A 24,237-nucleotide genomic window follows, 5' to 3' on the forward strand; every position below is an offset into this window, starting at 1 on the left:
ATATACAGAACGAGACAGACCTTACTATGCAATTCGAACCGACCGACCACCCTCACCGTCGTTACAACCCATTGATCCAACAGTGGGTTCTCGTTTCTCCCCACAGGGCGAAACGCCCTTGGCAGGGCCAGCAGGATGAACCCGATCGTACCCAGCGCTCCCCTCACGATCCGGATTGTTTCCTCTGCGCCGGCAATACTCGCGTCACTGGTGACAAAAATCCGGATTATCCGTCGACCTTCGTTTTTGCCAACGACTTTGCGGCACTGATGGTTGATACACCTATGGCCCCAACCAGCGAGGACCCCCTCTTCCAGCTAGAGAGTGCACGCGGCACCAGCAGGGTAATCTGCTTCTCACCGGATCACAGCAAGACCTTGCCCGAGTTGTCTATCCCCTCCCTCACTGCCGTGGTCAACACCTGGTGTGAACAAACTGCAGAGCTGGGGCGCGAATACCGCTGGATCCAAGTATTCGAAAACAAGGGCACCATGATGGGGTGCTCCAATCCCCATCCCCATGGGCAGATATGGGCCAACGACTTCTTGCCCAACGAAGCCGCGCGGGAAGATGTCGCCCAACGGGAGTATTTTGCCAAACATGGTCGAGCCATGTTGCTCGATTATGCGGAACGCGAGCAGGCTGACGGCAGCCGCACCGTAGTGGAAACGGAACACTGGCTGGCAGTAGTGCCTTATTGGGCTGCCTGGCCCTTCGAAACCCTGTTGCTTCCCAAGTTTGCGGTAACACGTCTACCGACACTGACACCGCAACAGCGTGCAGACCTCGCACTGGCGCTCAAAAAACTAACCAGCCGCTATGACAACCTGTTTCAGTGCTCCTTCCCCTATTCGATGGGATGGCATGGTGCGCCATTCAATGGCGAAGAGAATGATCACTGGCAGTTGCATGCCCACTTCTACCCGCCCCTGCTGCGCTCTGCGAGCGTACGCAAGTTTATGGTGGGCTATGAAATGCTGGCAGAAACACAACGTGACCTGACGGCAGAACAGGCGGCCGAACGCCTGCGTTCCGTCAGCGATATCCATTTTCGTGAACAGGTTTGAGGTTGAGATATGAGTATTGAATCGCCACACAGCGTGACTGAACATACCTTTTACACTCAGTATGGTTATCGCCCGACCCTCGCCATTCAGGCACCTGGGCGTGTTAACCTCATTGGGGAACACACGGACTATAACGATGGCTTCGTGCTACCCTGCGCCATCGATTATCAGACCGTGATCAGTGCTGCCCCCCGCCAAGATAGTCTGATCAGGGTTATCGCTGCCGACTATCACAACCAACTGGATGAATTTGACTTACGCCACCCCATAGAGGCGCGCCCGGAATACCTGTGGGCCAACTATGTGCGAGGCGTCGTCAAATATTTGCTATTACGAGGCTGTCAACTGACAGGGGCAGACCTGGTAATCAGTGGCAATGTACCTCAGGGAGCAGGCCTGAGCTCTTCCGCCTCTCTGGAAGTGGCAGTAGGACAGATCTTCAAAGAGATGAATCACCTCGACATCAGCCAAGCAGATATCGCCCTGAATGGACAACTGGCGGAAAACAGGTTCGTCGGTTGCAACTGCGGCATCATGGATCAGTTCATCTCGGCTCTGGGTCAGCAAGATCATGCTCTGCTGATCGATTGCCGCAGTCTGAATACCTGTCCTGTGAGCATGCCAGCCGACATTGATGTGGTCATTATCAACTCGAACGTACGTCGGGGCCTGGTGGATAGCGAATACAATACCCGCAGGGCACAGTGTGAAGAGGCCGCACGGCATTTTGGGGTCAAGGCACTGCGCGATCTGACGATGACCCAGTTCACCGAGCGAGCCAACGAACTGGATCCTGTCGTCGCGAGCCGTGCACGCCACGTCATCTCCGAGAATGAACGAACGCTGGCAGCAGCCGATGCGCTTGCGAATGAAGACATGGTCATGATGGCCGAATTAATGGCGCGGTCCCATGCCTCGATGCGTGATGATTTTGCCATCACAGTGCCTGCTATCGACGCCTTGGTCGACATGATCAAAGAGATCATCGGCAGTCGTGGTGGTGTGAGGATGACTGGTGGCGGGTTTGGTGGCTGTGTGGTTGCATTGGTTCCACAGTCACTGACAGCAGCAGTGTGCGAACAGGTTAATATTCGTTATCCCCAAGTGAGCGGTCTGGCCCCGAGCATCTATATCTGTAAGCCCTCCGCCGGAGCCGGCCCACTCTGATATGTTCGCTGACACCTCAATATTGTAATGGTCACGTATTTCCAGACTGGTCATGGTATAGCCGCCCTGCTAGACGGTGAACGCTCGACTTAGTTGAGTTAAACAACGCTCTCTGTGAGCAGCTGTGGTTAACATGTAGATAATACAATTGAACCAAACTTCAGACATGTGTTATCGCAATGAGCCTAACTCAGGGACTGCTTCGGCAGTCCCCTTTTCCTTTGCTGTAAATGTTCGTTGCATTCAACAATCCTCCGCAACTGCATGTTTTCACATGGCCGTGACACACCCGATTGAATCCCACCCTCCTTTAAGATGTTGCGCTCTCCTCGGTTAATTGACGCAGATCGGTTTTCAAGCAGTGTATCTCGGCTTGCAAGGCAGACTCTTCGTGTTGCTGCTCTGCAGGCTTGCCGTACGGCTTGAGCTAGGCATACAGAATGTGGCTGGATACCCCAAGGGCTCGTGCAACGTCAGCCACAGGCATCTCACGCTCAGTAACTTGTTTAACAGCTTCGATTTTGAAAGTTTCTGGATAACGCTGACGGACCATGGCACCTCCAATGCTGGCCTCATTTTAAGGCAGTTAGGTCTCTAGGGAACTAGGGGCAATTCACACCGACCAAACCCCTTTATATGGCAGCGGATGAGCCTCGTTCTCAGCCAGCCAAGTCAATAGCTGTCCCATCAGACGAGGGACCTGGTTCGCAGGGGGAGCCATATGCACTAACTGCTCGCCTCGATAAATACCTACGCCAGTGACCCGCATCATCACAGAGTCCACGCATCAGTAGTCCGTGAGCACCAAGTAAATCTTCCGCTGAAGCTGGATCCCTATTAGGCATTGCCTCATAGGCCGCAAACGCATTACGGACCTCTTGGATTTCCCGTGGAAGCCCAAGTACCGTCTTCCCCTCAATCACTGCCGTCACCTGCTCAACACTCAGAGTATTGTGCTCAGTAGCTAGCGAAGCTTGGATGGTGCGGATCCGGTTCTCTCGACGCAACATAAGAACCTGAGAGCTCTGAGCAAACCGCTACAGCCGCAGCAACTCAGCGATATCCGCAACTCGACTCAACATGGCATGGGTCATGGGTGAAGGAAGGGGAATAGGCTGCCATGGGTTACTCCAACTGATGCGATAACAAATGAGGGATTAGCTTAACAGATCCGGGAGTAGAAACTCCCGAATTGAATTTGAATGTCCAAGCATCCCCACTAGGGCCAGTGAATTAAGAGTGAACATTACCTTATCCGTTCACTATGCCCGAAATTACGCTCACCTCGTACTTTCGAACGCAATTTAAATAAATACCCGATCCTCACCAAGAATTTATAAAAATTCTCATTCTGCAGATCTGCATCTCTGCGATCAAATCGATACTCTGCGTCAGGAGGGAAATGCACCAAAGACGCATAATCAGGGTATGCAAGCCTCAATGCTCTGCACCAAGCTTTACGAATACGCGTAGCCATGTTATCCGCATCAAAATTAGCGTAGTCACCAAGATAACCGTAATCATCTCGGTTAAATAGTAGCACCACGTGATAATGAGGGTACTGGCTTGTTACCTGCTCCTTTGCCCAGATATAACCCAAGAAGAATCGTTTACCAGTTTTACCCTTACGGTGACGTAACGCATGTATCTGGCTTTTTAGTGAAGCAATAAAGCGCGTAATAACCTTTTCCTCTTCTACCTCCGGTGGAAAGCCTGTCGGCATGTCCGGATCATCCATAACTGGTATCTGGGGAAAGCGTAGATCAACACGTACAGTAAACACTCGCGGATGTTTATTCAAAAAGCTGGCGATCACCTCCACGGATGTTTTCAACTGTTCAAAGGATATTTCACCATACTTGGCCTCAGCCACAACTCGTAAGTTGCCTAGCTCGTTGCCTATTAAACAATACCCGCCATTTGATTTCATATACGGCCCTATGATTTACATGGAATACCCATGCAAGTTGGTTAGATGCTCAGGTGACAGTACTCATCGTCATTAATGAGGACCGCTGCGTAAAACTTTACGGTCAACTGATACCTTGCTCTCTTATTAAACCACTAGGTTGATATACCAACCTGCATTTAGCACTCTGTGCTTTGCATATGCTGCGCTATGCCGATGTATACGGCTAATGGCTTGTATCTGACGTACAAGCCCGATGTATATCTGATTGGTATACACTTCGTGTATATATCACATGTTCTCGTTGGTATACTCTGTGATACACTCTGACGGTGTATCACTCTCTCGATATATCTCCTACACCCTCTACCTTGTTATACACCTGGGTGTATATATTACTATTACCGAACTTAGCGACCTCCTAAATCACCGGGGAATACGTAATTATTTTAAATAAAACCCCAGTAATACCGGTTATTAAAGCAAGAAAATTACTCTGAACTTAGCTTGCCCTCTCCTATCTAGCAGATGCCTTCGAATCAATCCATTCTATTACTTCACTCTGCATCCAAGCGACCGCTCTAGGCCCTAAGCGAACGACACCAGGGAACTCCCCTTTGCTCATCAAACGATAAATTGTCGCTTTGGATAGCGTCGTCATTTCCGTGACTTCTTTGAGTTTGATTAGTTTCATTTTTTGGATCCGACTATTTTTCCATAGCTGGACCAACAATGTTAATATTTACGTTTATAGCTTCTCACATTGCCCCTAAGCCGATTAGCTATGCAGAAGAAACAATCACTAGTTATCCCAGAGTGCTTCAATGCCACTAAGTAGGTTAGATTGCAGAGCCTGAGCCATGCATTCACAGGTCAGCCCGCCAACATAAGCAACAATAAAAGCTTGAAAAATACCATGAAAAATAACACACTAAACACAACTATAAATCAACACAAAACACTACAATGTAGATTAAGGGAGGTGGTATTATGGCAATTCATGATAATGGTGTGGATGTGCAAGTTTATAAGAAATTAGATGACCCTGTTTTTGTGGACTACCTCTGGTATAGAACAGGTCAAATCAATCAAGCTCAAGCTGTAGATACACCACCTCGCCATATACTAATCAAGAATTTAAAAGATGCCTGCAATACTGCTAGTGCTTTTGCTTTTATGCATAATTACAATGTAAGAAATGAACGACCTAATGGACTTGAAAAATGGATTGACACTTTACTGGATGAATTTCACACAAGATGCCTTACAGAAAAATATTATTACTGGCTAGATAATAAAAATACGAGACTGCATTACTTCACATGGAGATTTTTGAGTCACTTAGGTATATCCATAGAAAAAAAAGACCAACAACTAGAACATAAGTGCGTGTTTTTATTGAGCCCATCAATACTCGATGAAAACATAAAAACGCACACACACACTAATAAAAAATGGAATACTGAAATAAGCACACAGGATATAACTGCACTTATCAACAGACTACCTTGCAACAAAATAGAAAAGGAAAAATTAGTACGAGCTATATCCAAATCTGCTGAATCAGCAATGAAAAATGATGATGTTAAGTTTTGGCTTAACAAACAAAACAAGGAAAAAACAACATGGCTACACAAATATCTTGAGCATAAAGAAATAGATTATGTCCCATTAGTTTTAAATGGTACATCAGCTCAAAAAGATGATCTTGTTTCATTTTTAGATGTATTAAGCATCACTAATATTGATAGATATAAACTTTTAGTTTCCAACATCAAGAAAGCATGGAGCCAAAAAGTATATCGTGATAAAAATATAGAAAAGAAACAATACAGCATTAACATGAGTAAAGATATAGGTAATATTCTTGACAAACTAAGCCAAATGGAACAGAAAAATAAAAACACCATCATAGAAGAGTTGATTAGAGAGGCATACGCAAAACGGTGCGCAATATAAAAAGTGGACTGAATGATTAAATCATTCAGTCCATCACTAAAAATCATCATAGCCACATTTACTTTCTATTAAAGCTCACCTTCACAACGTTATTAACTGCTGCTTCAGTAACAGGATCTTGCATCACCTCATCAGCTACCAGTCTCCCCCAATTAATCCAGACAAGTCGGGTTTTCTCGGTGTGACGTGAACGGTGATAAGTTCTAATAAGTTTGTTAATGGGGGTGTGATTCAAGCAAAGCTCAATAACTCTTTCCTCAACATCTAGCCTTTCAGCCCAGTTAGTAGCCGCACTACGCCGCAAATCATGGACAGTAAATGGGTCCATATCAGGTAAACATCGTGCGATGAATCGCCTTAGAGCCCGAGTAATGGAATCAACTAAAATTGGCTCGATTTCATCTGTTTTTGGACGATCAGATTCGAATACTAAATCACCATTGGCATACTGCGCCTGCTCTTCAATGACCGATTTCGCCTGAGGGGAAATAAAGACAGTATGAGCTCTACCATTTTTGGTTTCAGGTATAGTCCATATATCATCTTTTATCTGTGAAAAACGCATATTAGCGACTTCACCTCTACGACATCCGGTCAGTATTAATAACTTAATCGCATTCGCAGCAGGTATAGAAATCGTTGCATGGCGAGAAACACCACGCCCTCCGGCCGCCAAGCTACCACCACTCCCAAGATCCTCATCTATCGCCTTCCATAACCTGCGCAATTCGGGGACGGTCAACCATCGCTCTCTTGGCGAGCCAGCACTGGCACCAAAATCTTTTGGGCGCAACAGTCTCGCAGGGTTGGCCTCAAGCAGACAGTGAACCACTGCATAATCTAACATCTGGTTCAGCGTTCCCAACCCTTTACGGGTTTCATCTTTTGTTGCACGCCTGGTTATCTCTAACGCTTGTGCCAAGTGGGCACGAGTCAGATCGATTAAGCGAATGTTGCCTAGAGTCTTCTTGAGATGACGATTCCAACGATCCTGATGGCATTGGAGGGTTTTGGGTTTGACGACCTGAGCAACACGCTGTGCATCGAGCCATCGTCCAAGCAACTCATCCATCGTCAGGGCCGTTTCATTTTTAGCCTTTTCTTGAGCCGCAAACTTGGTGGGATCAATGCCCCGCTTCACAAGCAGCACCGCTTTCCCATGCTCCTCTCTGGCTTTAGCCAGAGTCAGGGCAGGATAACTCCCCAGCAACAATTCGCCTTCACTACCACCAATCTTGAAGCGATATACAAAACGCTTGAGGCCACTTTCACGGATTTCTATTTTGAGTCCACCACCATGCTTCGATTGAATCGCATAGCGTTTCACTTTAACCCCTTCGACTGGCTTGAGTGACGAGATCTCCAAGTCTTTACTTATCGCCATCCGTACCCCTCCCCGTACCCCTCCAGCGCAGTGCATTGGAGTGAGACTTTATGAAACCACTTGGTACAGATATTTTATGTAAACAACTGTTTTTAATCAAAAAAACATTTCATATAAAACCAACTGATTCTATATGAAACTAATAATTTCTGGACTCCTAAGGGACAGGCCACTGGTTCGACTCCAGTCGGGAGCGCCATACAAAACAAGGGGTTGGCATCATCATGGTGCCAACCCCTTGGTCGTCTTGGGCGACAATGAATCCGACCATCCAACCGTAATGACCCTCTCCTTTCTGCGTTCAGAGCATGCGATCTCTCTGATAGACTGCTTCTATTTGGCTTGTCTTTGAGGCCAAGCCCTGTTTCATCTTGCAAAGGAGTGTTGGATGTCCGGATGTTCCTGGTGGGATAGATCCACCGGTTTTGCCTTGCTGACCATTGTGCTGTGGGCCTCGCTGGCGGCGCTGACGTCACGGGTCACCAGCTTGTCACCACTGGTGCTGGTCGGGCTGGTGCTGTTGTTCTGCGGGGTCGGGGCTTTGCCGTTTTGGCGCCAATGGCGCGCTCGCCCGATTACCTGGCTGGTGACGGTTACGGCATTGCTGCTCTACCATCTGCTGCTCTTTATGAGCTTTCGCCATGCCCCGGTGCTGGAGGCCAACCTCATCAACTACCTCTGGCCGCTCTGCATCATTCTGTTTACCCCGCTGTTTTTGCCCGGCCATCCACTCCATGCCCGTCACCTGCTGGCTGGCGCCTTTGGTCTGGCGGGTTCCATGCTGGTGATGGTCAACGGCGAGCTGCAACTGCAGCAGGCCTATCTGCCGGGATACCTGTTGGCACTCGGTGCAGCTGTCGTCTGGGGGGCCTATTCGGTGCTATCACGCCGTCTGCCGCCAGCCCCCGCCGTGGTCACTGCGGCAGCCTGCCTGCCCGCAGGTTTGCTGGCGCTGCTGCTTGCCCGTCTGCTGGAGGGGCCCCTGCCGCTCGCGCAGATCCCCACCAGTGACTGGAGCCTCATCATCGGGCTGGCGCTAGGCCCGATGGGGGCGGCCTTTGTGACCTGGTATCTGGCACTGCGAGACGGCGATCCACGCCGGATCGGTGCCCTTGCCTACCTGACACCGCTGCTGAGTACTTTGCTGTTAGTGGCATTGAACGGAGAAGAGCTGACCTCGAGCCATCTGCTGGCCGGTGCACTTATCATGGGCGGCGCCCTGCTCGGTATGCTGGGCCAACGCAACAGAGCACTGGCATCTCCAGCCAGTTAAGTCGGTAAAATAGGGCCACCTGACCATGCTGTCATAAAAACGCCATCATCCCTGTTTAGGCTCGGGCCACGCTCCCCCATGGTCTGTGCTGACAGGAATTACCCCGTGAAAATCGCCCATTACGCCACCCTCTCCTCCCTTGTTTTGTTACTGGTCGCGGGAGGACAGGCGCTGGCCCTCTACCACGGCTGGCAGCAGCTTGCCCGTACCAATCAGGCCCAGCATCAGCACGAGACGCTGCAACAACTGGTGACAGTGACCCTGCAAAACAGTCTGCGTGACTACCTCAACAGCGGCGATCCACAGCAACTGACCGCGGCGGAGAAGATCCGCCAGCAAGCGCTCTCCTCGCTGGCCGCTCAAGATGATGCCGTGGCTGCCCCGCTCAGACAGCAACTCGAACAGATGGCGCAGCGCATCGCACACGACTATCAGGCCGCAGGCAAGCTCTCGGGCAACAGCCAGCTGCTGCTACAAAATGCCGAGAGTGAGCTGGGCAGCCAGGCCATGGCGCTGATCCGCTATGGGGAGCAAGGCGCCAGCACGGAACAATCTGCCGCGGCACAGCAATATCGCAGCGGCGCAGCCGAGATCCTGGCGGGCCTGCCGCGCCTCGCCCATTTGCGCCAAAGCTATATGGAGCAGGGCAATGAGAAGTTGCTCGAAGGGATCCGCTTCGAGCTGGAGGCGCTGCAAAAACAGGCCCAAGCGCTGCAAGCCTTGCCGCTGCTCGGCCTGTATGAAGAGGCTCCCGCCGATGAGTTCACGCTGGGGGAGCCGGTACGCAAGGAGCTGGGAGATCAACCGCGCAGCGAATTACGCTCACTGCTGGGCCGCTATCCGCAGGAGCTGGCCAACAGCCGCACGGCGCTACAACAGCAACAGGCTGGCCGCCAGACCGTGCAGCAAGACATCATGGCCATGTTGCAAGCGACCAGACAGATGGGGGAACAACTTGCCCGCGAACGGCAAGCCGTCAATCAGGAGCTGGCCACCATCCTCGGCACGCTAGCGCTCTGTCTGGTGATAGTCGCCCTGCTGTTTGCGCTGGTGCAACGACGTTGGCTGCTCATCCCCTTGTTGCGACTGCGCGGAGCTTTTATGCAACTCGATCAGACGGGGCAGGCCGAGCCGTTGCCTGCCGGGCGCGATCGCAACGAGCTGGCCGATATTGTTGCCAGCTACAATCGGCTGATCGGTCGCCTGCAACTGGACCAACAACAAAAAGAGGGGCAGCTGTCAGCGGTATCCCTCAGTCTGCAAGGGATGGTCAGTCAGGTTGACGAGATCCACCACAGCACCCGCACCACCGAACAGGTGGTCGACGAGAGCGGCCAGATGATGGATGAGCTGAACCAGCTGGCCGGAGAGGTCCATCAGGTCGCCGCCGACATCGCCCAGCATGCCCACCATAACGAACAGGCGATGAGCCAGAGCGAAGATCTGGTGGGGAGCATGCTGCATGCCACTCATCAGACCGGACTGGCGATTGACGAGAGCGATGAGGCGCTGCAAGCCCTCACCCGCTCGGTTGCCGATGTGACGGCCATTGTCGATGTGATCGGTCATATCGCTCAGCAGACCAACTTGCTGGCCCTCAACGCCGCCATCGAAGCGGCCCGCGCAGGGGAACAGGGACGCGGTTTTGCCGTGGTTGCCGATGAAGTGCGCCACCTCTCGGCCAATACCCAGCAATCCCTCAACCAGATCACCGATATTCTGGGACGTCTGACCCAATCCGGTGAACAGCTTGGCACTGTACTGAACCGGATCACCAGCGAATCAAGCCGCCAGCGGGCGCAGGCGGAACAACTGCGCCAGACCACCCAGGCAGTGCGGGAGATCGCCCGCAACACCGCAGTGATCGCCCTGCAGGGGGCCGACAACGCCAAAAGTCAGGAACACAAGCTGGCCAGTTTTGCCGATCTGATCGCCCGTATCCATCAGCATGCCCGTCAGGTGAGTCAGCTCTCGGTGCAGGTCTCCTCCCATATCCACCATCAGGCGCAGCAGATCCCCCGCATCCTCGGCCAGCAAGGCTGACCCCTATTCGCCCCGCATCCTCACCAGATCACTTTCCCTCGACCAGAGGGAAAGTTTTTTTGTAGCACAAAATTATCTGTTATCGGCAGGTTAACTGACACCTCGTCCCCCGTACCGGATGAAAACCCGCACTGGCGCTGCCCGCAGCCTCAAGAAAACGCTCTCATCACCGTGATACCTGCCATGAGGCTGTTTACGACCTTGCCCATGATTATTTGCACTCGGTCATACTTTTGAAACGTTGAGGGAACTTTTCATTGATATTTCGCACCGCGAACGTACTCTTGAGGTTGTCCGATAGCCAAGAATCGGAACATAAAAAAACAACATGTGATGATCAGGACTGCCAACTACAGATGTGCCAAGACATCCGGGTTTGCAGGTAGCCAAGACAAGATTTTTTGCCCTTCGGGGTTTTGATTGCAATGCCAATACCGAGCGGTGAGCCGATGCCAACTGCCGGAAAAAAGCTAAGTCCATAAAATCAGGAGCAATAAAAATGGAAAAAGTGATCTTCAAGCGCGCCGCTTTGAGTGCCGCTGTGGTAGCCGCTCTGGTCGCCCCCGGTATGGCGTTGGCAGCTCAGGATATGATGAGCCCGGAATACGGCCAGTCCTATGAAACCTTCGTTAAAGACTCCAAACTGACCGGCGGTCTGTTCTACTTCCAGCGTGATCGTCAGCGCATCGATGGTGACCCGACTGCAGCCAAGAAAGAAGGCAAATACCAGTCCAACCTGAGCCATTCCACCGTTCAAGCCGCTCTCAACTTCAACTCCGGTTATGCCTGGGACACCGTAGGTCTGGATCTGGGCGGCTTCGGTGCCTATGACCTGGCCGTTACCGAAAATCACCCGGTCAACCAGGAAAACGAATTCTCCTTCGCTGGCCGTTCTTGGGGCAACAACGCCAAAGATGGCTCCCCTGAAGGTGGTTTCAGCCTCTCCAACGCAGCGATGAAGCTGAAATTCCTGGACGGCGGCATCACTGCCAAGGGTGGTTATACCCAGCTGTATGTCCCTGGCCAAATCGGTGTTAACTGGTCTTATCAGCCGGGTACCTATCGTGGTGGTCAAGTTGAAGGTAACTTCGGTGGCCTCTACCTGACCTACGCCATCGCTGACGAGTACAAGGCCCCCTGGTACAAAGAGACTCAGGTCTTCTCCCGTGCCAAAGCGTGGATGGATCCGTTCGCTGATGAAAACGTCATCGACTACATCCACGGTATCGCAGCCCGTTACACCTTCGAAAATGGCACTGCAGTGACCGGTTCTTTCGGTCAGTCCGAAGGCTACATGGACAGCTACCACTTCAAACTGGCTCACAAGTTTGACGTACTGGGCGGCCTCTCCACCAGCTACCAGTTCTACGGTTCCGAGACCGAGACCTACACCAAGGGCGCTTCCCAGATCGAGACTTATGACGGTCTGGCATGGCAACAAGCTCTGACAGCTGCCTGGGGCATGGGCCCGTACGGCTTCCGTCTGGAAGGTCTGTGGACCAAGGCTGAAGGTGCGGAAGGCAACTACCTGCCCCGTCTGACCCGTGGCTACGCCAACTCCCAGGGTGCCAACGAAATTTGGTGGGACTCCCGCTCTGACTGGAACGCCAACAACGAGAAAGCGCTGTTCTTCGGCGTGACCCGTTCTCTGGATGACCTGGTTGGTGCGCCTGGCTGGTCCGTCGGTGTATCCGGTGCTTACGGTTGGGATATCGAAACCGGTCAAGGCAAGAAAGCAGCCAACGGTGAAGATACCGAATGGGCAGCCAACTTCGATGTCACCTATACCGTGCAGGATGGCAAGCTGAAAGGCACCCTGTTCAAACTGCACTACACCGACTACAACAACGACATCAGCCAGGGCGGCGGTTGGACCGATTACCCCAACATCTTCGCCTCCGAGCACGACGTCAAGTTCCATATCATCATGCCGCTTACCTTCATGTAATCAGGCAATACGATGTCAGAAAACCGGGCCACTTGGCCCGGTTTTCTTTTTGCCGGTTGGCAAGCTAACATGCGAGCCGGATAAGAATTTTACCCGCTCACCTGCCCACACGCTTTTGTCAGCAGTCACAAGGACGCCATCATGCCCCGTTTTGTTCTGATCACCGGTTGTTCCAGCGGTATTGGCCTCGCCGCCGCACAGGCGCTGGGGCAGCACGGTTTTACCGTGATCGCCTCGGCACGCAAGGCGGAAGATGTGGCCCGTTTGCAGCAACAGGGATTGCTGGCGGTACAGCTGGATCTGGCGGACCCTGCTTCCATCGAGCTGGGTGCCAGTGCGGCGCTCCATCTGGCGGGCGGGCGCCTCTATGGCCTGTTCAACAATGGCGCTTATGGCCAACCCGGGGCGCTGGAAGATCTGCCCACCGAGGCGCTCAGGGAACAATTCAATACCAACCTGTTTGGCTGGCACCATCTGATCCGTCAGGTGCTGCCGCCGATGCTGGAGGCCAAAGAGGGACGGATAGTGCAGAACAGCTCGGTTCTGGGACTGGTTGCCATGAAGTATCGCGGCGCCTACAACGCCAGCAAATTTGCGCTGGAAGGTTATAGCGACACCCTGCGCCTCGAACTGGCGGGTAGCGGGGTACATATCAGCCTGATTGAACCGGGCCCCATCGATACCCGTTTTCGTGCCAATGCCCGCAGCGCCTTCTTGCGGCACATCGATCCGGCCCAGAGCCGTCATCAGTCGGCCTACCGCCAAACCCTGACACGGCTGGAAAAAGAGGGGGCCACCAGCAGCTTTACCCTCCCAAGCGACGCCTGCATCCCGCCACTGCTCCATGCACTGACCCACGCCCATCCCAAGGCGCGCTATCCGGTGACCACGCCGACCCGGCTGTTTGCCTTCCTGCGACGGGTATTGCCCACTCGCTGGCTCGATAAACTGCTGGCCAAATCGGCCTGATCCCGTGATGGGCGACAAGCATCCTGCCGCCCAAGTGGCGTTAGCCGGGTAGCGGCATCACCCGTCCCGCCAACCTGGTTTGTCCCTCTCTTCAATAGTGCTCGCCATTGCTATAGTAGGCGCTCTTGACCAAGGGGACTACCTGCACCACCACATAGGTCTGCTCCCCCAGCACCCGTTTCAAATGGCGCGTGATAAGGCGCGCGGCAGCGTCCTGCATCTCCTGCGGCCGTTCGAACCAGTGCAACTCGACAAACGGAAATCCCGCCTCTGGCTCGCCGTTGCGGATCCAGCAGCTCTCCACCCGCTCCATGGTGACAAACTCCGGCTTGCCGCCGGTCAACTCGCAAAGCTCGGCCAGCAGCGGGCCGCTCACCTGTTGCAGGGTCTCGAGCGCCACGGCGCGAAAACGAAGATGGGGCATGGCAAACCTCTTGGTTATCTGAAATGAGGACTTATCATAGGAGTTATTGTCAGCAAGAGAAGTCACCAGGCGCATATTAAGGATTCCCATGAGATTTCATCGCACCCTCTTTGCCTTCCTGCTCTGCCTGCTGCTACCGCTGCACGCCTTTGCCGATCCCGCCTTCTATCGGGTGAGCAAGGGCAACCAGCAACACTGGCTGCTGGGCTCCATCCATGCAGGTAAACCAGCCCTCTATCCTCTGCCCGAGCCGGTGGAGCGTGCCTGGCTGCAGAGTCGCGCACTGGTGATGGAGGTGGACATGAACAGCATCACGCCGGATCAGTGGCAACAGACCAGCTCCCTCACCCGACTGGTGGATGGCAAACCGCTCAAGGATCATCTGCCTGCCGAGCTCTATCAACGCACCCTGATGGCGGGCGCCCGCTATGGCATCGACGAGGCGACCCTCGCCACCCTGCGCCCATGGTTTGCCGCCATTACCCTGACCCAGGCCGCCATGCCCGCTCCGACTTCAAGAGTGAACTCGGGATAGACCAGCACTTTGCCGTCCGGGCCGCCAAAGAGGGCAAACCGGTAGTGGGTTTTGAAACCCTGCTGGAGCAGCTCGGTTATCTGGCCAGCGTGGGTGACAACCAGACCCTGATGCTCGCCAGCACCCTGGATGAGCTACCGATGCTGGAGAGTGGTTTCGCCGCCGTGATGAAGGCGTGGCAGCAGGGGGATGAGGCGACGCTCATCAATCTGCTCAAGGAGGAGATGGCCCCGCCCGCGCTACAAAGCTGGATGGAGCAGACCCTGCTGGCCGAGCGCAACCATAACTGGCTAAAAAAATGGTCCACCCTGCCCAACGAGAGCTTTATCGTGGTAGGCGCCCTGCACCTTTACGGCGAACAGGGGTTGCTGGCGTTGCTGGAGCAGCAGGGGTGGCGCATTACCCCGCTCACCACACCGGGTCCTGTGCAGGCTCGGTCGCAAGGAGTCCAGTGAGAACGATCACAGATCGCGCTGGTTATTAAACAACCTGCAAGGGAGTTGATCGGGATCATCCCGGACGGGGCAAAGAGGTATTTATCATACCTGTCATCAACCGGGTGACAGGAGCAATAAAATGGATTTTTGGCTGGACCTGATGTTTGGCAACAGCGTGGGATTGATGTCGATGCTGGTGATTATCGGCACCTTCTTGCTCATCAGCTCTTACGCGGCCTACTTCATCTACAAGGTGATGCACTCGCAACCGCCTCATTCACAGCAACCCCATTCTCAACAGCCCAAAGAGGGAAAATAATCCTCTGACCACAGGCGGCAGCTCACACTGACCGCCTGTGCTGTTTTATGGTTCGCGACTGTGCTTCCCGGGCCAGGCAGCACCAGTGTCCATGCCGGGCGCCCCTTATCCCCTCCCCCTTTCCCCGTTTTCTGTGCCGGTTGCGGCCGTTATAATGGCCCCCACTTTTTTTTATGGGGAGCCTGCCGTGTCTCATAACGACGAACTCTCGCTATTCATGAATGAAGTGGCCGACGTGCGGCCCATTCGCAGCGACAATATCCATCCCCATGCGGCCAAATCCGCCCCGACCGAGGCGCAGCTCGCTCGCCGTCAGGCTGCCACCGCCGAGCAACTCGCCCTCGACCACCTCACCATGGAGGCCATCGAGATGCGCGATCCGCACGAAATCGTCGGCTTCAAGCGTGATGGGGTGCAGGAGGGGGTCTACAAGAAGCTGCGGCTCGGCAAATACGAGCTGCAGGCCAGCCTGGACTTGCACCAGAAAACCCTCAATGAGGCACGTCAGACGCTGGTGCAGTTCATTGCGGATTGTGAAGTCCGGGATATCCGCTGCCTGCTGATCCTGCACGGCAAGGGGGAGCGCAGCACCCCGCGTGCCCTGCTGAAAAGCTATGTGAGCGCCTGGTTGCCGCAACTGCCCGCCGTCATGGCGATCCACAGTGCCGAGCGTCGCCACGGCGGCAGCGGTGCCCTCTATGTGCTGCTGCGCAAAAGCGAACGCAAAAAAGCGGAAAACCGCGAGCGGCACCAGAAGCGGCTCGGCTAACCCGCCTCTCGCCACTACGCCTTTGGCCCACCTGCATGATGGTGGTCAACGATGCGGCGGCGGTGTTAGCATCGAACGGCCCCGATCATGCCAGGTACGGGGCGGCATACCATCAGGGACGATAACAAGGACAATCCCATGTCATATCAAAAGCTTGAACAACATCAGCAGCAGATCCACCGCTTTAGCCACCTCGCCGCCATCTGCGGCTGGGATCAGGCGGCCATGATGCCGGAAGGGGGCAACGATGCCCGCGCCGAAGCGATGGCAGAACTCGGTCTGCTGATCCACCAGAAGCGCACCGCTCCCGAGCTGGGCGACTGGATTGCCAAGGCCGAGAGCGAGCCGCTGGATGAAGTGCAACGGGCCAACCTCGGCGAGATCAAGCGCCAGTGGCAAGATGCCAGCCTGCTGCCCGGTGAGCTGGTCGAAGCGCTATCGCTCGCTGGCAGCAAGTGCGAGCACGCCTGGCGCAACCAGCGCAAGAACAACGACTGGGCCGGTTTTGCCCCAAATCTCGAGGAGGTGGTGAAACTCTCCCGTGAAGTAGCGCAACTGCGGTCCGATGCGCTTGACGTGCGCCCCTACGACGCCATGCTGGCCCTCTATGAGCCGGGCATGACCAGCGCACGGCTCGATCAGATCTTCGGCGATCTCGCCAGCTGGCTGCCGGCTCTTATCCAGACCGTGAGTGAACAGCAGAAGGGCGATGCCCTGCTGCTGCCGCAAGGCCCCTTCCCCATACCGACCCAGCAAGCGCTCGGTCAGGAGGTGATGGGACTGCTCGGCTTTGATTTCGCCCACGGCCGCCTCGATGTGAGCAGCCACCCCTTCTGCGGCGGCGTGCCGACCGACGTGCGGATCACCACCCGCTATAACGAGCAGGAGTTTGTCTCCAGCCTGATGGGCATAGTGCACGAGACCGGTCACGCCCGTTACGAGCAGGGGCTGCCGCGCCATCTGCTGGGTCAGCCGGTGGCCGAAGCGCGCTCCATGGCGATCCACGAGAGCCAGAGCCTGTTTTGTGAAATGCAGCTGGGGCATCATCCATCCTTCCTCGCGCTGCTGGCGCCACGTATTCGTCACCACTTCGGCGAACAGGCGGCGTTTGCGCCGGACAATCTGACCAAGCTCTACAGCCGGGTCGAGCCGGGCTTTATCCGGGTCGATGCGGACGAGGTGACCTATCCGGCCCACGTTATTCTGCGCTACGAGCTGGAGCGCGATCTGGTGGAAGGGAAGATCGAGGTGGCCGACATCCCCGAGCTGTGGGATGCCAAGATGCAGCAGTGGCTGGGGCTCTCCACCAAGGGCAACTACCGCAATGGCTGCATGCAAGATATTCACTGGACCGACGGCTCGTTTGGCTACTTCCCGAGCTACACCCTGGGCGCCATGTATGCCGCCCAGCTGCGTTTTGCCCTCGAAAAAGAGCTGGGCAGCATGGGTGAGGTGATCGCGGCGGGCCGCCTGCCGGAGATCTTCGGCTGGCTCGGACGCAACATCTGGTCACAGGGGAGCCTGCACAGCACCGACGAGCTGGTGCGCCGTGCCACCGGTGAAGCGCTCAACCCGCACTGGCTGCGCCAGCATCTGGAACAACGCTACCTGAAGTAATGAGCGCAGTAAGCTAACAGCAGAACGGGGCCTTTTTAGTTGACCACTACAGGGCCCCGTTTTTATGGCGGTTCATTTTTATGGCGGTGCATGGCACAGCACGCCACCACCATGCTGTAAAAAGAGAAAATTCAGAGAGGATCAGGGGAGCCCAGCAACTCGCGCAGTTGCAGGATATTGCCCTCCGGGTCGAAGGCGTTGCGCACCACAAAGCCAGGCCCTGTCCACTGCTGTGGCAGCAGGCCGCCGCCGAGATCCGCCGCCTTCGCTTCCGCCCAGGCGAGGCTGGATACGGTGAAGAACAGCTTGATGGCCCCTCTTCCCGCAGTGCTGGCGGCCGCTTGATAACGACTTGCCCGGCATAGGGCTCTGGAATGGCATGGATCAGCAGCTGGATATCGCTGTTTTCCAGCACCACCAACTGCTCATCCTGACTGCAGACCACCATCTGCAGCAATGTACGGTAAAAGTGGGTCAGCAGGCCCGGATCCTTGGCATAGATCAGGGCACCGGCGCGAGCGGGGCCTGGCATGGAGCCCTCCTCAACAGTGAACTGCTGGGTGGACAGATCTCCACCTTCTCACAGTTGCGTGCCCCATTCGAACCTTTTTAGCGGCTCGCCAGCCTCACTGCACAAAGTGCCACTGCCGCAGTGCCAGCGTCGGAGGCGGCCCCTGCTCGTCCCCCAGATCTGCCATGCCCAGCGCCTCGTCATAGTGCACACCACCCGCGCCACTCTCGGTCAAGTGTTTTGCCCGCACCGCCCCGTACAGACCGCCACTTCCGCTGATCTTCATCTCGGTCAGCGGGGCATAGAGAGCAGCATAGAGCGGCGTATTGCCCGACAGCTTGACCCCATCCTTGCCGCTATACGCGGAATAGATGGAGATAGCGGGCGTACCGCCAGCGGTCAGCCCCTGCTTGACTGCCGTCACCTCGGCACCGGCCCCGAGATCAACCTTGCCACTGACGATCAGGGTCAGACTGCTCCCCTCGCTCACCGTCAACTGGTTACTGCCTGTCATGGTGAAATCCTTGTCGATCAGCAGCACCACATCCCCCTTGATGGTGAGTGTGGCATCGGCCCCCATATTGAGACTGTCGAGCTGATAAATGGTCTGATCCTTGCCAAACAGCTCCCCCTTGCCGGGTAGCGGCAGCCCGGGCTTGTGCTGGTTGCTGCTGGTGACCGAGCCAGTGGCGGGATCCGTGGTCAGCACCATCTGCTGGGTGGCCCCGAGCGTCAGCGGGCCATTGATGGGCAGCGTTGCAGGGGGGAACGATTTGGGCAGCGCGGCCACATTGAGCGGGTCACACACCTGCCCGGCCACAGGTGGCAGCTTGGGATCATTGCGATACTCGGGATCCAGATACTTCTGGTTCGCCTGATCTTTAAAAAAGCCAGCACCACCATAACTGAGTTTGTCGCTGTCGATACTGGTACCCCAGTCCATGGAGACATTGCCATTGACCGCCACCTGACCACCGATGCGCCCCCCTTTCAGGGTCAAACTGCCGCCCCCTTTCACATTGCCGGAGACCCGGACAATCTTGTCCGAAGAGGGGGAGATAATGACGTCGCTCCCGGCATTCACGTTGCCGGAGATGGGAGAAGATCCGTTCAGGGTCACGGAGCCGGTCGCCCGTACATCGCCCCAAATTGGCGAATTGCCGTCGAGCACTACATTGGCCTTGTCACTGACGGTCGCCACCTTGGCATTCTGGTTAATGTTGGTGCCGCCATATTTGCCCTTGCGCGAGTCGTAGCTGTCGATAAAACCGCTACCGGAGAGGCTTAGCCCTTCGCATGCCACCACCGAATCCTGAAAGATGAGATTGCCGGGCTCGCGCTTGAGGGTAAACAGGGCGTTGAGGCTGGCATTCCCCTCCAGATAGCGGCCATGGCTCTGCAACGCCAGCTTGCTGCCGGCGGAGGCACCCAGCTGTTCGATGCTAAAGCGGCTGCCCGCCATGGCCCCTTCCCCCTTGCCAGGCACCTTCTGCACCAGTTGCTCCCACTCTATCCGCGGTTCGGCGCCAAGCGCCTGATGCAGGGCACGATAACTCTCGTTCATCCCCTGCTCGGCACTGAGCTGCGCATTGATCTTCTTGTGAAAATTGCCGCTCAGGCGAGTCTGCAACTGGTTCTCCTGAATGCTGGTAAACACCAGCAGACTCGACAGCAGGCTCACCACCAGTACCACCAGCAGTACGGCTCCTCGCTGCCCCTGTAATCCCTTGTTCATCCCGCTCCCCCTGCTGTGGCGTTGGCACCGGATGTGGCCAACGCTGCTGCCCAGACCGCCTTGCGACGGGCCACCTGCACCTCTACTCCCGGTGCCAGATAGCTCGGCAGCCCTTCGGGCAAGATGCGGATATTGACCAGTGCACCCTGCTGGCCGAATTCAAGATCCTGAAGATGGGCCAGCAACAGGCGCGGGCCATCTCCGTCATCGCAACTGAGTACCGGCGGCGTGAAGCGGTACTGCTCGGTAAAATCGGCGGTTTTCTGGTTGCCAAGGCAGGAGAGCACCTGATTGCCCCCCTCTACCTTGAAGGCCAGCGTCAGGCGATCAGGGGTGACCGCTATCAGCTGATCCGCCTGCTTGATGCTGTTGGTAAAGGTGAGAGTGGCAAAGCGCAGCACTTCGTTCGCCTGCTCCAGCGCCTTGCTCTGCTCGACCGTACTCTTGATCGGGGCGTAACCGGCAAAAATCGCCAGCATCAGCATCAGACCGAGCACCATGGAGATCATCAGCTCGACGAGACTGACGCCTCGTTGCCGTGAGGGGACACTCAGCATAAAGGCGGAAATCCTGCGTTCAGCTCCACTCGCTTGGCGCCGGAGACCCGCTCATCCTGCCACTCGATAGCGACCACAAAGTTGTCGCTATAACGGTTCGGCAGCACCAGCCGGTGGCCCTCGTGCAGGGTGAAGCGGGCAAGAAAATCAGCCTGGGTGAACCGCTCAGGCTTGCGCTGCACTTCACACAGCGAGCTCCAGATCTGCTCCACGCTGTTGCTCGCCTCGATCGTGGCCAGCGTGCTCTGCAAGCTGTAATGCGCCTGCTGCAACGAGACTACCTGCCCCTTGGCGAGACCGAGAAACACCATCACCGCCAACACCATGGAAACCATGATCTCCACCAGATTGAAGCCCTGCTGGCGGGCAAGTGCGGCGTGTCTCATGAGCAGCTCCCTTGCAGCAGCTGGCCGCTCGGGGCCACGCAGAGCACCCGCTGCTCACCGAGGCGATTGGCCAGAATGATCTCGGCGTGGCTGCTGCTGCCGGTTGGCGCGATCTGGATGGGGTCAAACGGCTTGATCACCACTCCGCCAGCAGGTGCTGCCGCCTGACGCAGCAACTTGCTGTCAGCCATCACCTCCCAGCCACCGTTATCGGTGCCCTGCAGCACCACCGGCAGGGTCAGCTTGACCGCTTCGCTGCGGGCAAAACGGTAGGCAGACGCGAGCTCGGTCGCGCTGCGATCGAGCCGTTCGGCCGCGAGGCGCTGACTCATGGAGGGCAACCCGACCAATAGCAAGATGGCGGCTATACCGACCGTGATCATCAACTCAATCAGAGTAAATCCGCGCACGTTCATCTTATGATCCCCAGCAGTCATGGCGATTGGCCGCGCGATAACCGGTCTGATCGAGGGTCAGAGTGCCGCATTCATCCTGTTGTCGCGTCGTTGGAATGGCTTTGAGCAGGTAGTCGCCAGCATCTTGCTGGCTGTAGCTGAACTGGTAGAAATCCGTGTTGGAAGGGGTGGCAAACGTGTCTGGATAACGGCCCTGTTGGGTATAGATACGTTCAAGGGCGAGCGCCTGCTCCAGCAATTGTTGCTGCGCTTCGTAACGACGTCCCTGTTGCAGATAACCCTGATACGCTGGCAACGCGATGGCCGCGAGAATGCTGACAACCGTCATGGCGATCAACAACTCGATCAGACTAAACCCACGGCAATGGGGCCATGCCTTACAGTCGTTCACTTATCATCCTTGGCAAGTGTTGTTATTGGTCGGCCCTGGGCCGCAAATGCGATGACTTAATAATCATCAAAAATTAACTGACTCGATTGAACAACACAAAATCGCCACACTCAATGTAAAAAAGATAGTTATGTGATCTGTTATTAATTTTTAAGCAGTTTTCGCCGCCACTAATCTCGCTAAGCAAATAAAGCTAGGCCAATCGTACCTCCGACCCGTCCGTTATGCCCCCTTCTGTCGAGCCGCGACATATGAATAACAGCGTGACGAAGAGTGAAACCCGGCCGTGCAATGAAAGAGCAAAAAAACCTCTGGCCAATTTTTGCTATCCCTGTCCGTTTCTGGCTAGTCACGGCCCCCGAGCCCCCTTACTCTCTTGCCATCTATTCCAGCAAAGCCGCCAACACCATGAATGCAAAGCCCAGCCCAGAGTCGTCACCGGATGAGGTGATCAACACCCTCAGCCGCGAACAGTGTCACGCCGCACGGCTCGCCCGCGACGCTCGTTTTGATGGCCGCTTCTTTACCGGCGTGCTCTCGACCGGCATCTACTGCCGGCCTGTCTGCCCGGCACGGCCACCGCACGAGCACAATGTGCGCTACTTCCAAAGCGCCGCGGCCGCCGAGCAGTATGGGCTGCGACCCTGCCTGCGCTGCCGCCCTGAGCTGGCCCCCGCCGCCCGTGGCGATCTGCCGGTTGAACTGACACGGCTGCTGGCACGCATCGATCGCGGCGAGCTGGCGGAGGGCACGCTCGCTGAACTCGCCACTGAGGCCGGGATCAGCGAACGCACGCTACGCCGCCAGTTCGAGCAACATCTCGGCGCCTCACCAAAACAGGTGGAGCAGACGCGCCGCCTGCTGCTCGCGAAACGGCTGCTGACTGAAACTGGGCTGCCCATTACCGACATCGCGTTTGCCGCCGGCTTTGCCAGCATCCGTCGCTTCAATGACGCCTGGCTGAACGCCTACGGACTGGCCCCGCGCACCCTGCGCCAACAAGAGGATCATGCGCCAGAGCACATGAGCGCGCAGCCCCGCGGCGCAACCCTGACACTGCAACTGCCCTACCACCCCCCATATGACGTGGCGGCCATGCTGGCGTTCTATCGGCTGCGGGCGATCCCCGGGCTGGAGCAGGTGGATGGTGAGGTGTATGAGCGGCGCTACCGGGTCGGTGATCAGGTCGCGTTGGTGCGTATCGCGCAGGGCAAGGGGCATAGCCTGCAGCTTACCGTCCATGATCTGCCGCTCGCTGCGCTGCCCGACCTGCTCTATCGGGTGCGCAGGATGTGGGATCTCGATGCCGACATGCAGCGGATCGGTGATCTGCTCGGTCAGGACCCGCTGCTCGCCCGCTTGCTGGCGCGCTGGCCCGGCGTACGGCTGCCGGGAGGCTGGGACGAATACGAGGTGATGCTGCGCGCCATCGTCGGCCAGCAGGTCTCGGTCAAGGGAGCCATCACCATACTCGGGCGACTGGTAGCCCGTACCGAGGCGCAATTCGGGATGGCGCAACTACCGACCCCCGCCCAGTTGTGCGAACTCGATCTCGACGGTATCGGCATGCCCGGCAGCCGCATTCGCACCCTGCGGGGAGTGGCGAAGGCACTGGCCAGCGGCGAGCTGACCCTCACGACAGCCAGTGACGAGCAGTTGCTGGCGCTGCCGGGCATAGGCCCGTGGACGGTCTCTTACTGGCGGCTGCGCTGCGGGCTGGATACCGATGCTTTCCCCGCTTCCGATCTGGTGCTGCAAAAGGCTCTCGGCGGCGGCACCAAGCTGCCGGTAAAAGAGGTGTTGGCGCAAAGCGCAGCATGGCAGCCGTGGCGCAGCTATGCGGCCAGCTGGCTGTGGCACGCCATGAGTGAAGCGCCCGATTTGCTGCTCCGTGCCACCGGCAACGAACAACAGCCAGATACCCAACAACAGGAGATAACCCCATGATCCGCTACGATATCCTGCCGACCCGCTGCGGCGAGCTGCTGGTTGCCATCAATGAATCCGGTCTGGTGCACGTGGACTTTGTGGCGGGCCTGCGGGCACTGCCCGATATGAGTGGCTGGCAGCAAGATCACGAAGCGCTGGCTCCCTTCCTCGCCGAATTTGACGCCTATTTTGCCGGTCGCTTGCAGCGCTTCTCCCTGCCCCTTGCAGCCCGTGGCACCGCCTTTCAGCAGGCGGTATGGCAAGCGTTGTGCGACATCCCCTACGGCGAGACCCGCAGCTACAGCGATATCGCTCGCACCATCGGCAAACCCGATGCGGTGCGGGCAGTGGGCGCGGCGAATGGCCGCAATCCGCTCTCGATCATCGTCCCCTGCCATCGGGTGATCGGCCAAAACGGCAGCCTGACTGGCTATGCGGGGGGATTGGAGATTAAAAAAACGCTGCTGGCGCTGGAGAGGGGTAATTAAAGGA

General features: G+C 56.0%; 22 protein-coding genes and 3 pseudogenes. 14 read left to right on the top strand and 11 right to left on the bottom strand.

Annotated features, from left to right (window positions below; all coding sequences use genetic code 11):
* The first annotated feature begins 26 nt into the window (after positions 1-26).
* Together galT and galK are read left to right on the top strand one after the other, a co-directional pair.
* Complete coding sequence (gene galT / locus WBR25_RS16295; RefSeq protein ID WP_100654393.1) at positions 27-1,067, top strand: galactose-1-phosphate uridylyltransferase; 1,041 nt, start codon at positions 27-29, stop codon at positions 1,065-1,067.
* Positions 1,068-1,076: 9 nt separating this feature from the next.
* Positions 1,077-2,234: a galactokinase gene (gene galK, locus WBR25_RS16300; RefSeq protein WP_100654394.1), complete on the top strand. Its 1,158-nt coding sequence runs from the start codon at positions 1,077-1,079 to the stop codon at positions 2,232-2,234.
* A 302-nt stretch (positions 2,235-2,536) separates the two neighbouring features.
* Here galK and WBR25_RS16305 read toward each other — a convergent pair.
* The 3 genes and pseudogenes from WBR25_RS16305 to WBR25_RS16315 form a co-directional block, all read right to left on the bottom strand.
* Positions 2,537-2,787, bottom strand: a pseudogene (locus WBR25_RS16305) (transposase); the annotation flags it as partial.
* A gap of 693 nt (positions 2,788-3,480) precedes the next feature.
* Positions 3,481-4,164 (bottom strand): inovirus Gp2 family protein, encoded by a 684-nt coding sequence (locus WBR25_RS16310; protein WP_100654395.1) that lies wholly within the window; start codon positions 4,162-4,164, stop codon positions 3,481-3,483.
* A gap of 496 nt (positions 4,165-4,660) precedes the next feature.
* On the bottom strand, positions 4,661-4,837 hold the full coding sequence (locus WBR25_RS16315; RefSeq protein ID WP_076362302.1) for a helix-turn-helix transcriptional regulator: 177 nt from the start codon (positions 4,835-4,837) through the stop codon (positions 4,661-4,663).
* A gap of 296 nt (positions 4,838-5,133) precedes the next feature.
* On the opposite strand from WBR25_RS16315, the gene WBR25_RS16320 reads away from it, so the two are divergent.
* The gene (locus WBR25_RS16320; protein ID WP_144713878.1) at positions 5,134-6,102 is read left to right on the top strand and encodes a hypothetical protein; all 969 of its coding nucleotides are present in this window, start codon (positions 5,134-5,136) and stop codon (positions 6,100-6,102) included.
* 58 nt (positions 6,103-6,160) lie between these two features.
* Here WBR25_RS16320 and WBR25_RS16325 read toward each other — a convergent pair whose 3' ends face one another.
* Positions 6,161-7,486: a tyrosine-type recombinase/integrase gene (locus tag WBR25_RS16325; RefSeq protein WP_081396153.1), complete on the bottom strand. Its 1,326-nt coding sequence runs from the start codon at positions 7,484-7,486 to the stop codon at positions 6,161-6,163.
* A gap of 388 nt (positions 7,487-7,874) precedes the next feature.
* Between WBR25_RS16325 and WBR25_RS16330 the strand changes: the two genes are divergently transcribed.
* From WBR25_RS16330 to WBR25_RS16345, 4 genes are all read left to right on the top strand, one after another.
* Positions 7,875-8,759, top strand: coding sequence for a DMT family transporter (locus tag WBR25_RS16330; RefSeq protein WP_479748623.1), 885 nt, complete (start codon positions 7,875-7,877; stop codon positions 8,757-8,759).
* 105 nt (positions 8,760-8,864) lie between these two features.
* A complete protein-coding gene (locus WBR25_RS16335; RefSeq protein WP_479748625.1) occupies positions 8,865-10,802 on the top strand; it encodes a methyl-accepting chemotaxis protein in 1,938 nt (645 codons plus the stop codon).
* Positions 10,803-11,301: 499 nt separating this feature from the next.
* Positions 11,302-12,750 (top strand): OprD family outer membrane porin, encoded by a 1,449-nt coding sequence (locus WBR25_RS16340; RefSeq protein ID WP_005338723.1) that lies wholly within the window; start codon positions 11,302-11,304, stop codon positions 12,748-12,750.
* A 141-nt stretch (positions 12,751-12,891) separates the two neighbouring features.
* Positions 12,892-13,719, top strand: a complete 828-nt coding sequence (locus WBR25_RS16345; protein ID WP_021230349.1) for an SDR family oxidoreductase — start codon at positions 12,892-12,894, stop codon at positions 13,717-13,719.
* 91 nt (positions 13,720-13,810) lie between these two features.
* Here the strand turns inward: WBR25_RS16345 and WBR25_RS16350 are convergent, their stop codons facing one another.
* A complete protein-coding gene (locus WBR25_RS16350; protein WP_021230350.1) occupies positions 13,811-14,143 on the bottom strand; it encodes a DUF1904 family protein in 333 nt (110 codons plus the stop codon).
* 88 nt (positions 14,144-14,231) lie between these two features.
* On the opposite strand from WBR25_RS16350, the pseudogene WBR25_RS16355 reads away from it, so the two are divergent.
* From WBR25_RS16355 to WBR25_RS16370, 4 genes and pseudogenes are all read left to right on the top strand, one after another.
* Positions 14,232-15,133 (top strand): annotated as a pseudogene (locus tag WBR25_RS16355) (TraB/GumN family protein).
* Between the two features lie 121 nt (positions 15,134-15,254).
* A complete protein-coding gene (locus tag WBR25_RS16360) occupies positions 15,255-15,434 on the top strand; it encodes a DUF3149 domain-containing protein (protein WP_005338733.1) in 180 nt (59 codons plus the stop codon).
* A gap of 187 nt (positions 15,435-15,621) precedes the next feature.
* Positions 15,622-16,203, top strand: coding sequence for a DNA endonuclease SmrA (smrA, locus tag WBR25_RS16365; RefSeq protein ID WP_005338734.1), 582 nt, complete (start codon positions 15,622-15,624; stop codon positions 16,201-16,203).
* A 138-nt stretch (positions 16,204-16,341) separates the two neighbouring features.
* On the top strand, positions 16,342-17,820 hold the full coding sequence (locus WBR25_RS16370; protein ID WP_479748627.1) for a carboxypeptidase M32: 1,479 nt from the start codon (positions 16,342-16,344) through the stop codon (positions 17,818-17,820).
* Positions 17,821-17,951: 131 nt separating this feature from the next.
* Here the strand turns inward: WBR25_RS16370 and WBR25_RS16375 are convergent.
* A pseudogene (locus tag WBR25_RS16375) lies at positions 17,952-18,301 on the bottom strand (VOC family protein).
* On the opposite strand from WBR25_RS16375, the gene WBR25_RS16380 reads away from it, so the two are divergent.
* Complete coding sequence (locus WBR25_RS16380) at positions 18,200-18,433, top strand: hypothetical protein (protein ID WP_479749923.1); 234 nt, start codon at positions 18,200-18,202, stop codon at positions 18,431-18,433. The pseudogene WBR25_RS16375 and the gene WBR25_RS16380 overlap by 102 nt on opposite strands.
* A gap of 13 nt (positions 18,434-18,446) precedes the next feature.
* On the opposite strand, the gene WBR25_RS16385 is transcribed toward WBR25_RS16380, so the two are convergent.
* Genes WBR25_RS16385 through WBR25_RS16405 form a run of 5 tightly spaced genes read right to left on the bottom strand, consistent with a single transcriptional unit; the run spans position 18,447 to position 21,816 of the window.
* Positions 18,447-20,066: a DUF7305 domain-containing protein gene (locus WBR25_RS16385; protein ID WP_479748629.1), complete on the bottom strand. Its 1,620-nt coding sequence runs from the start codon at positions 20,064-20,066 to the stop codon at positions 18,447-18,449.
* Positions 20,063-20,623 (bottom strand): PilW family protein, encoded by a 561-nt coding sequence (locus WBR25_RS16390; RefSeq protein ID WP_064337178.1) that lies wholly within the window; start codon positions 20,621-20,623, stop codon positions 20,063-20,065. The genes WBR25_RS16385 and WBR25_RS16390 overlap by 4 nt, the downstream gene beginning before the upstream one ends.
* Positions 20,617-21,009 carry a type IV pilus modification PilV family protein gene (locus WBR25_RS16395; RefSeq protein ID WP_120414906.1) on the bottom strand — a complete coding sequence of 131 codons (393 nt, stop codon included), beginning with the start codon at positions 21,007-21,009 and terminating at the stop codon, positions 20,617-20,619. The genes WBR25_RS16390 and WBR25_RS16395 overlap by 7 nt, the downstream gene beginning before the upstream one ends.
* Positions 21,006-21,425, bottom strand: a complete 420-nt coding sequence (locus WBR25_RS16400; RefSeq protein WP_106842326.1) for a GspH/FimT family pseudopilin — start codon at positions 21,423-21,425, stop codon at positions 21,006-21,008. The genes WBR25_RS16395 and WBR25_RS16400 overlap by 4 nt, the downstream gene beginning before the upstream one ends.
* A gap of 1 nt (position 21,426) precedes the next feature.
* Positions 21,427-21,816, bottom strand: a complete 390-nt coding sequence (locus tag WBR25_RS16405; protein WP_005343572.1) for a type IV pilin protein — start codon at positions 21,814-21,816, stop codon at positions 21,427-21,429.
* Between the two features lie 408 nt (positions 21,817-22,224).
* Here WBR25_RS16405 and WBR25_RS16410 point away from each other — a divergent pair, with 408 nt between their 5' ends.
* Together WBR25_RS16410 and WBR25_RS16415 are read left to right on the top strand one after the other, a co-directional pair.
* Positions 22,225-23,763 carry an AlkA N-terminal domain-containing protein gene (locus tag WBR25_RS16410; RefSeq protein WP_479748632.1) on the top strand — a complete coding sequence of 513 codons (1,539 nt, stop codon included), beginning with the start codon at positions 22,225-22,227 and terminating at the stop codon, positions 23,761-23,763.
* A complete protein-coding gene (locus WBR25_RS16415) occupies positions 23,760-24,233 on the top strand; it encodes a methylated-DNA--[protein]-cysteine S-methyltransferase (protein ID WP_259583976.1) in 474 nt (157 codons plus the stop codon). The genes WBR25_RS16410 and WBR25_RS16415 overlap by 4 nt, the downstream gene beginning before the upstream one ends.
* Positions 24,234-24,237: the final 4 nt, after the last annotated feature.

This window comes from Aeromonas sp. MTB (assembly GCF_056632455.1).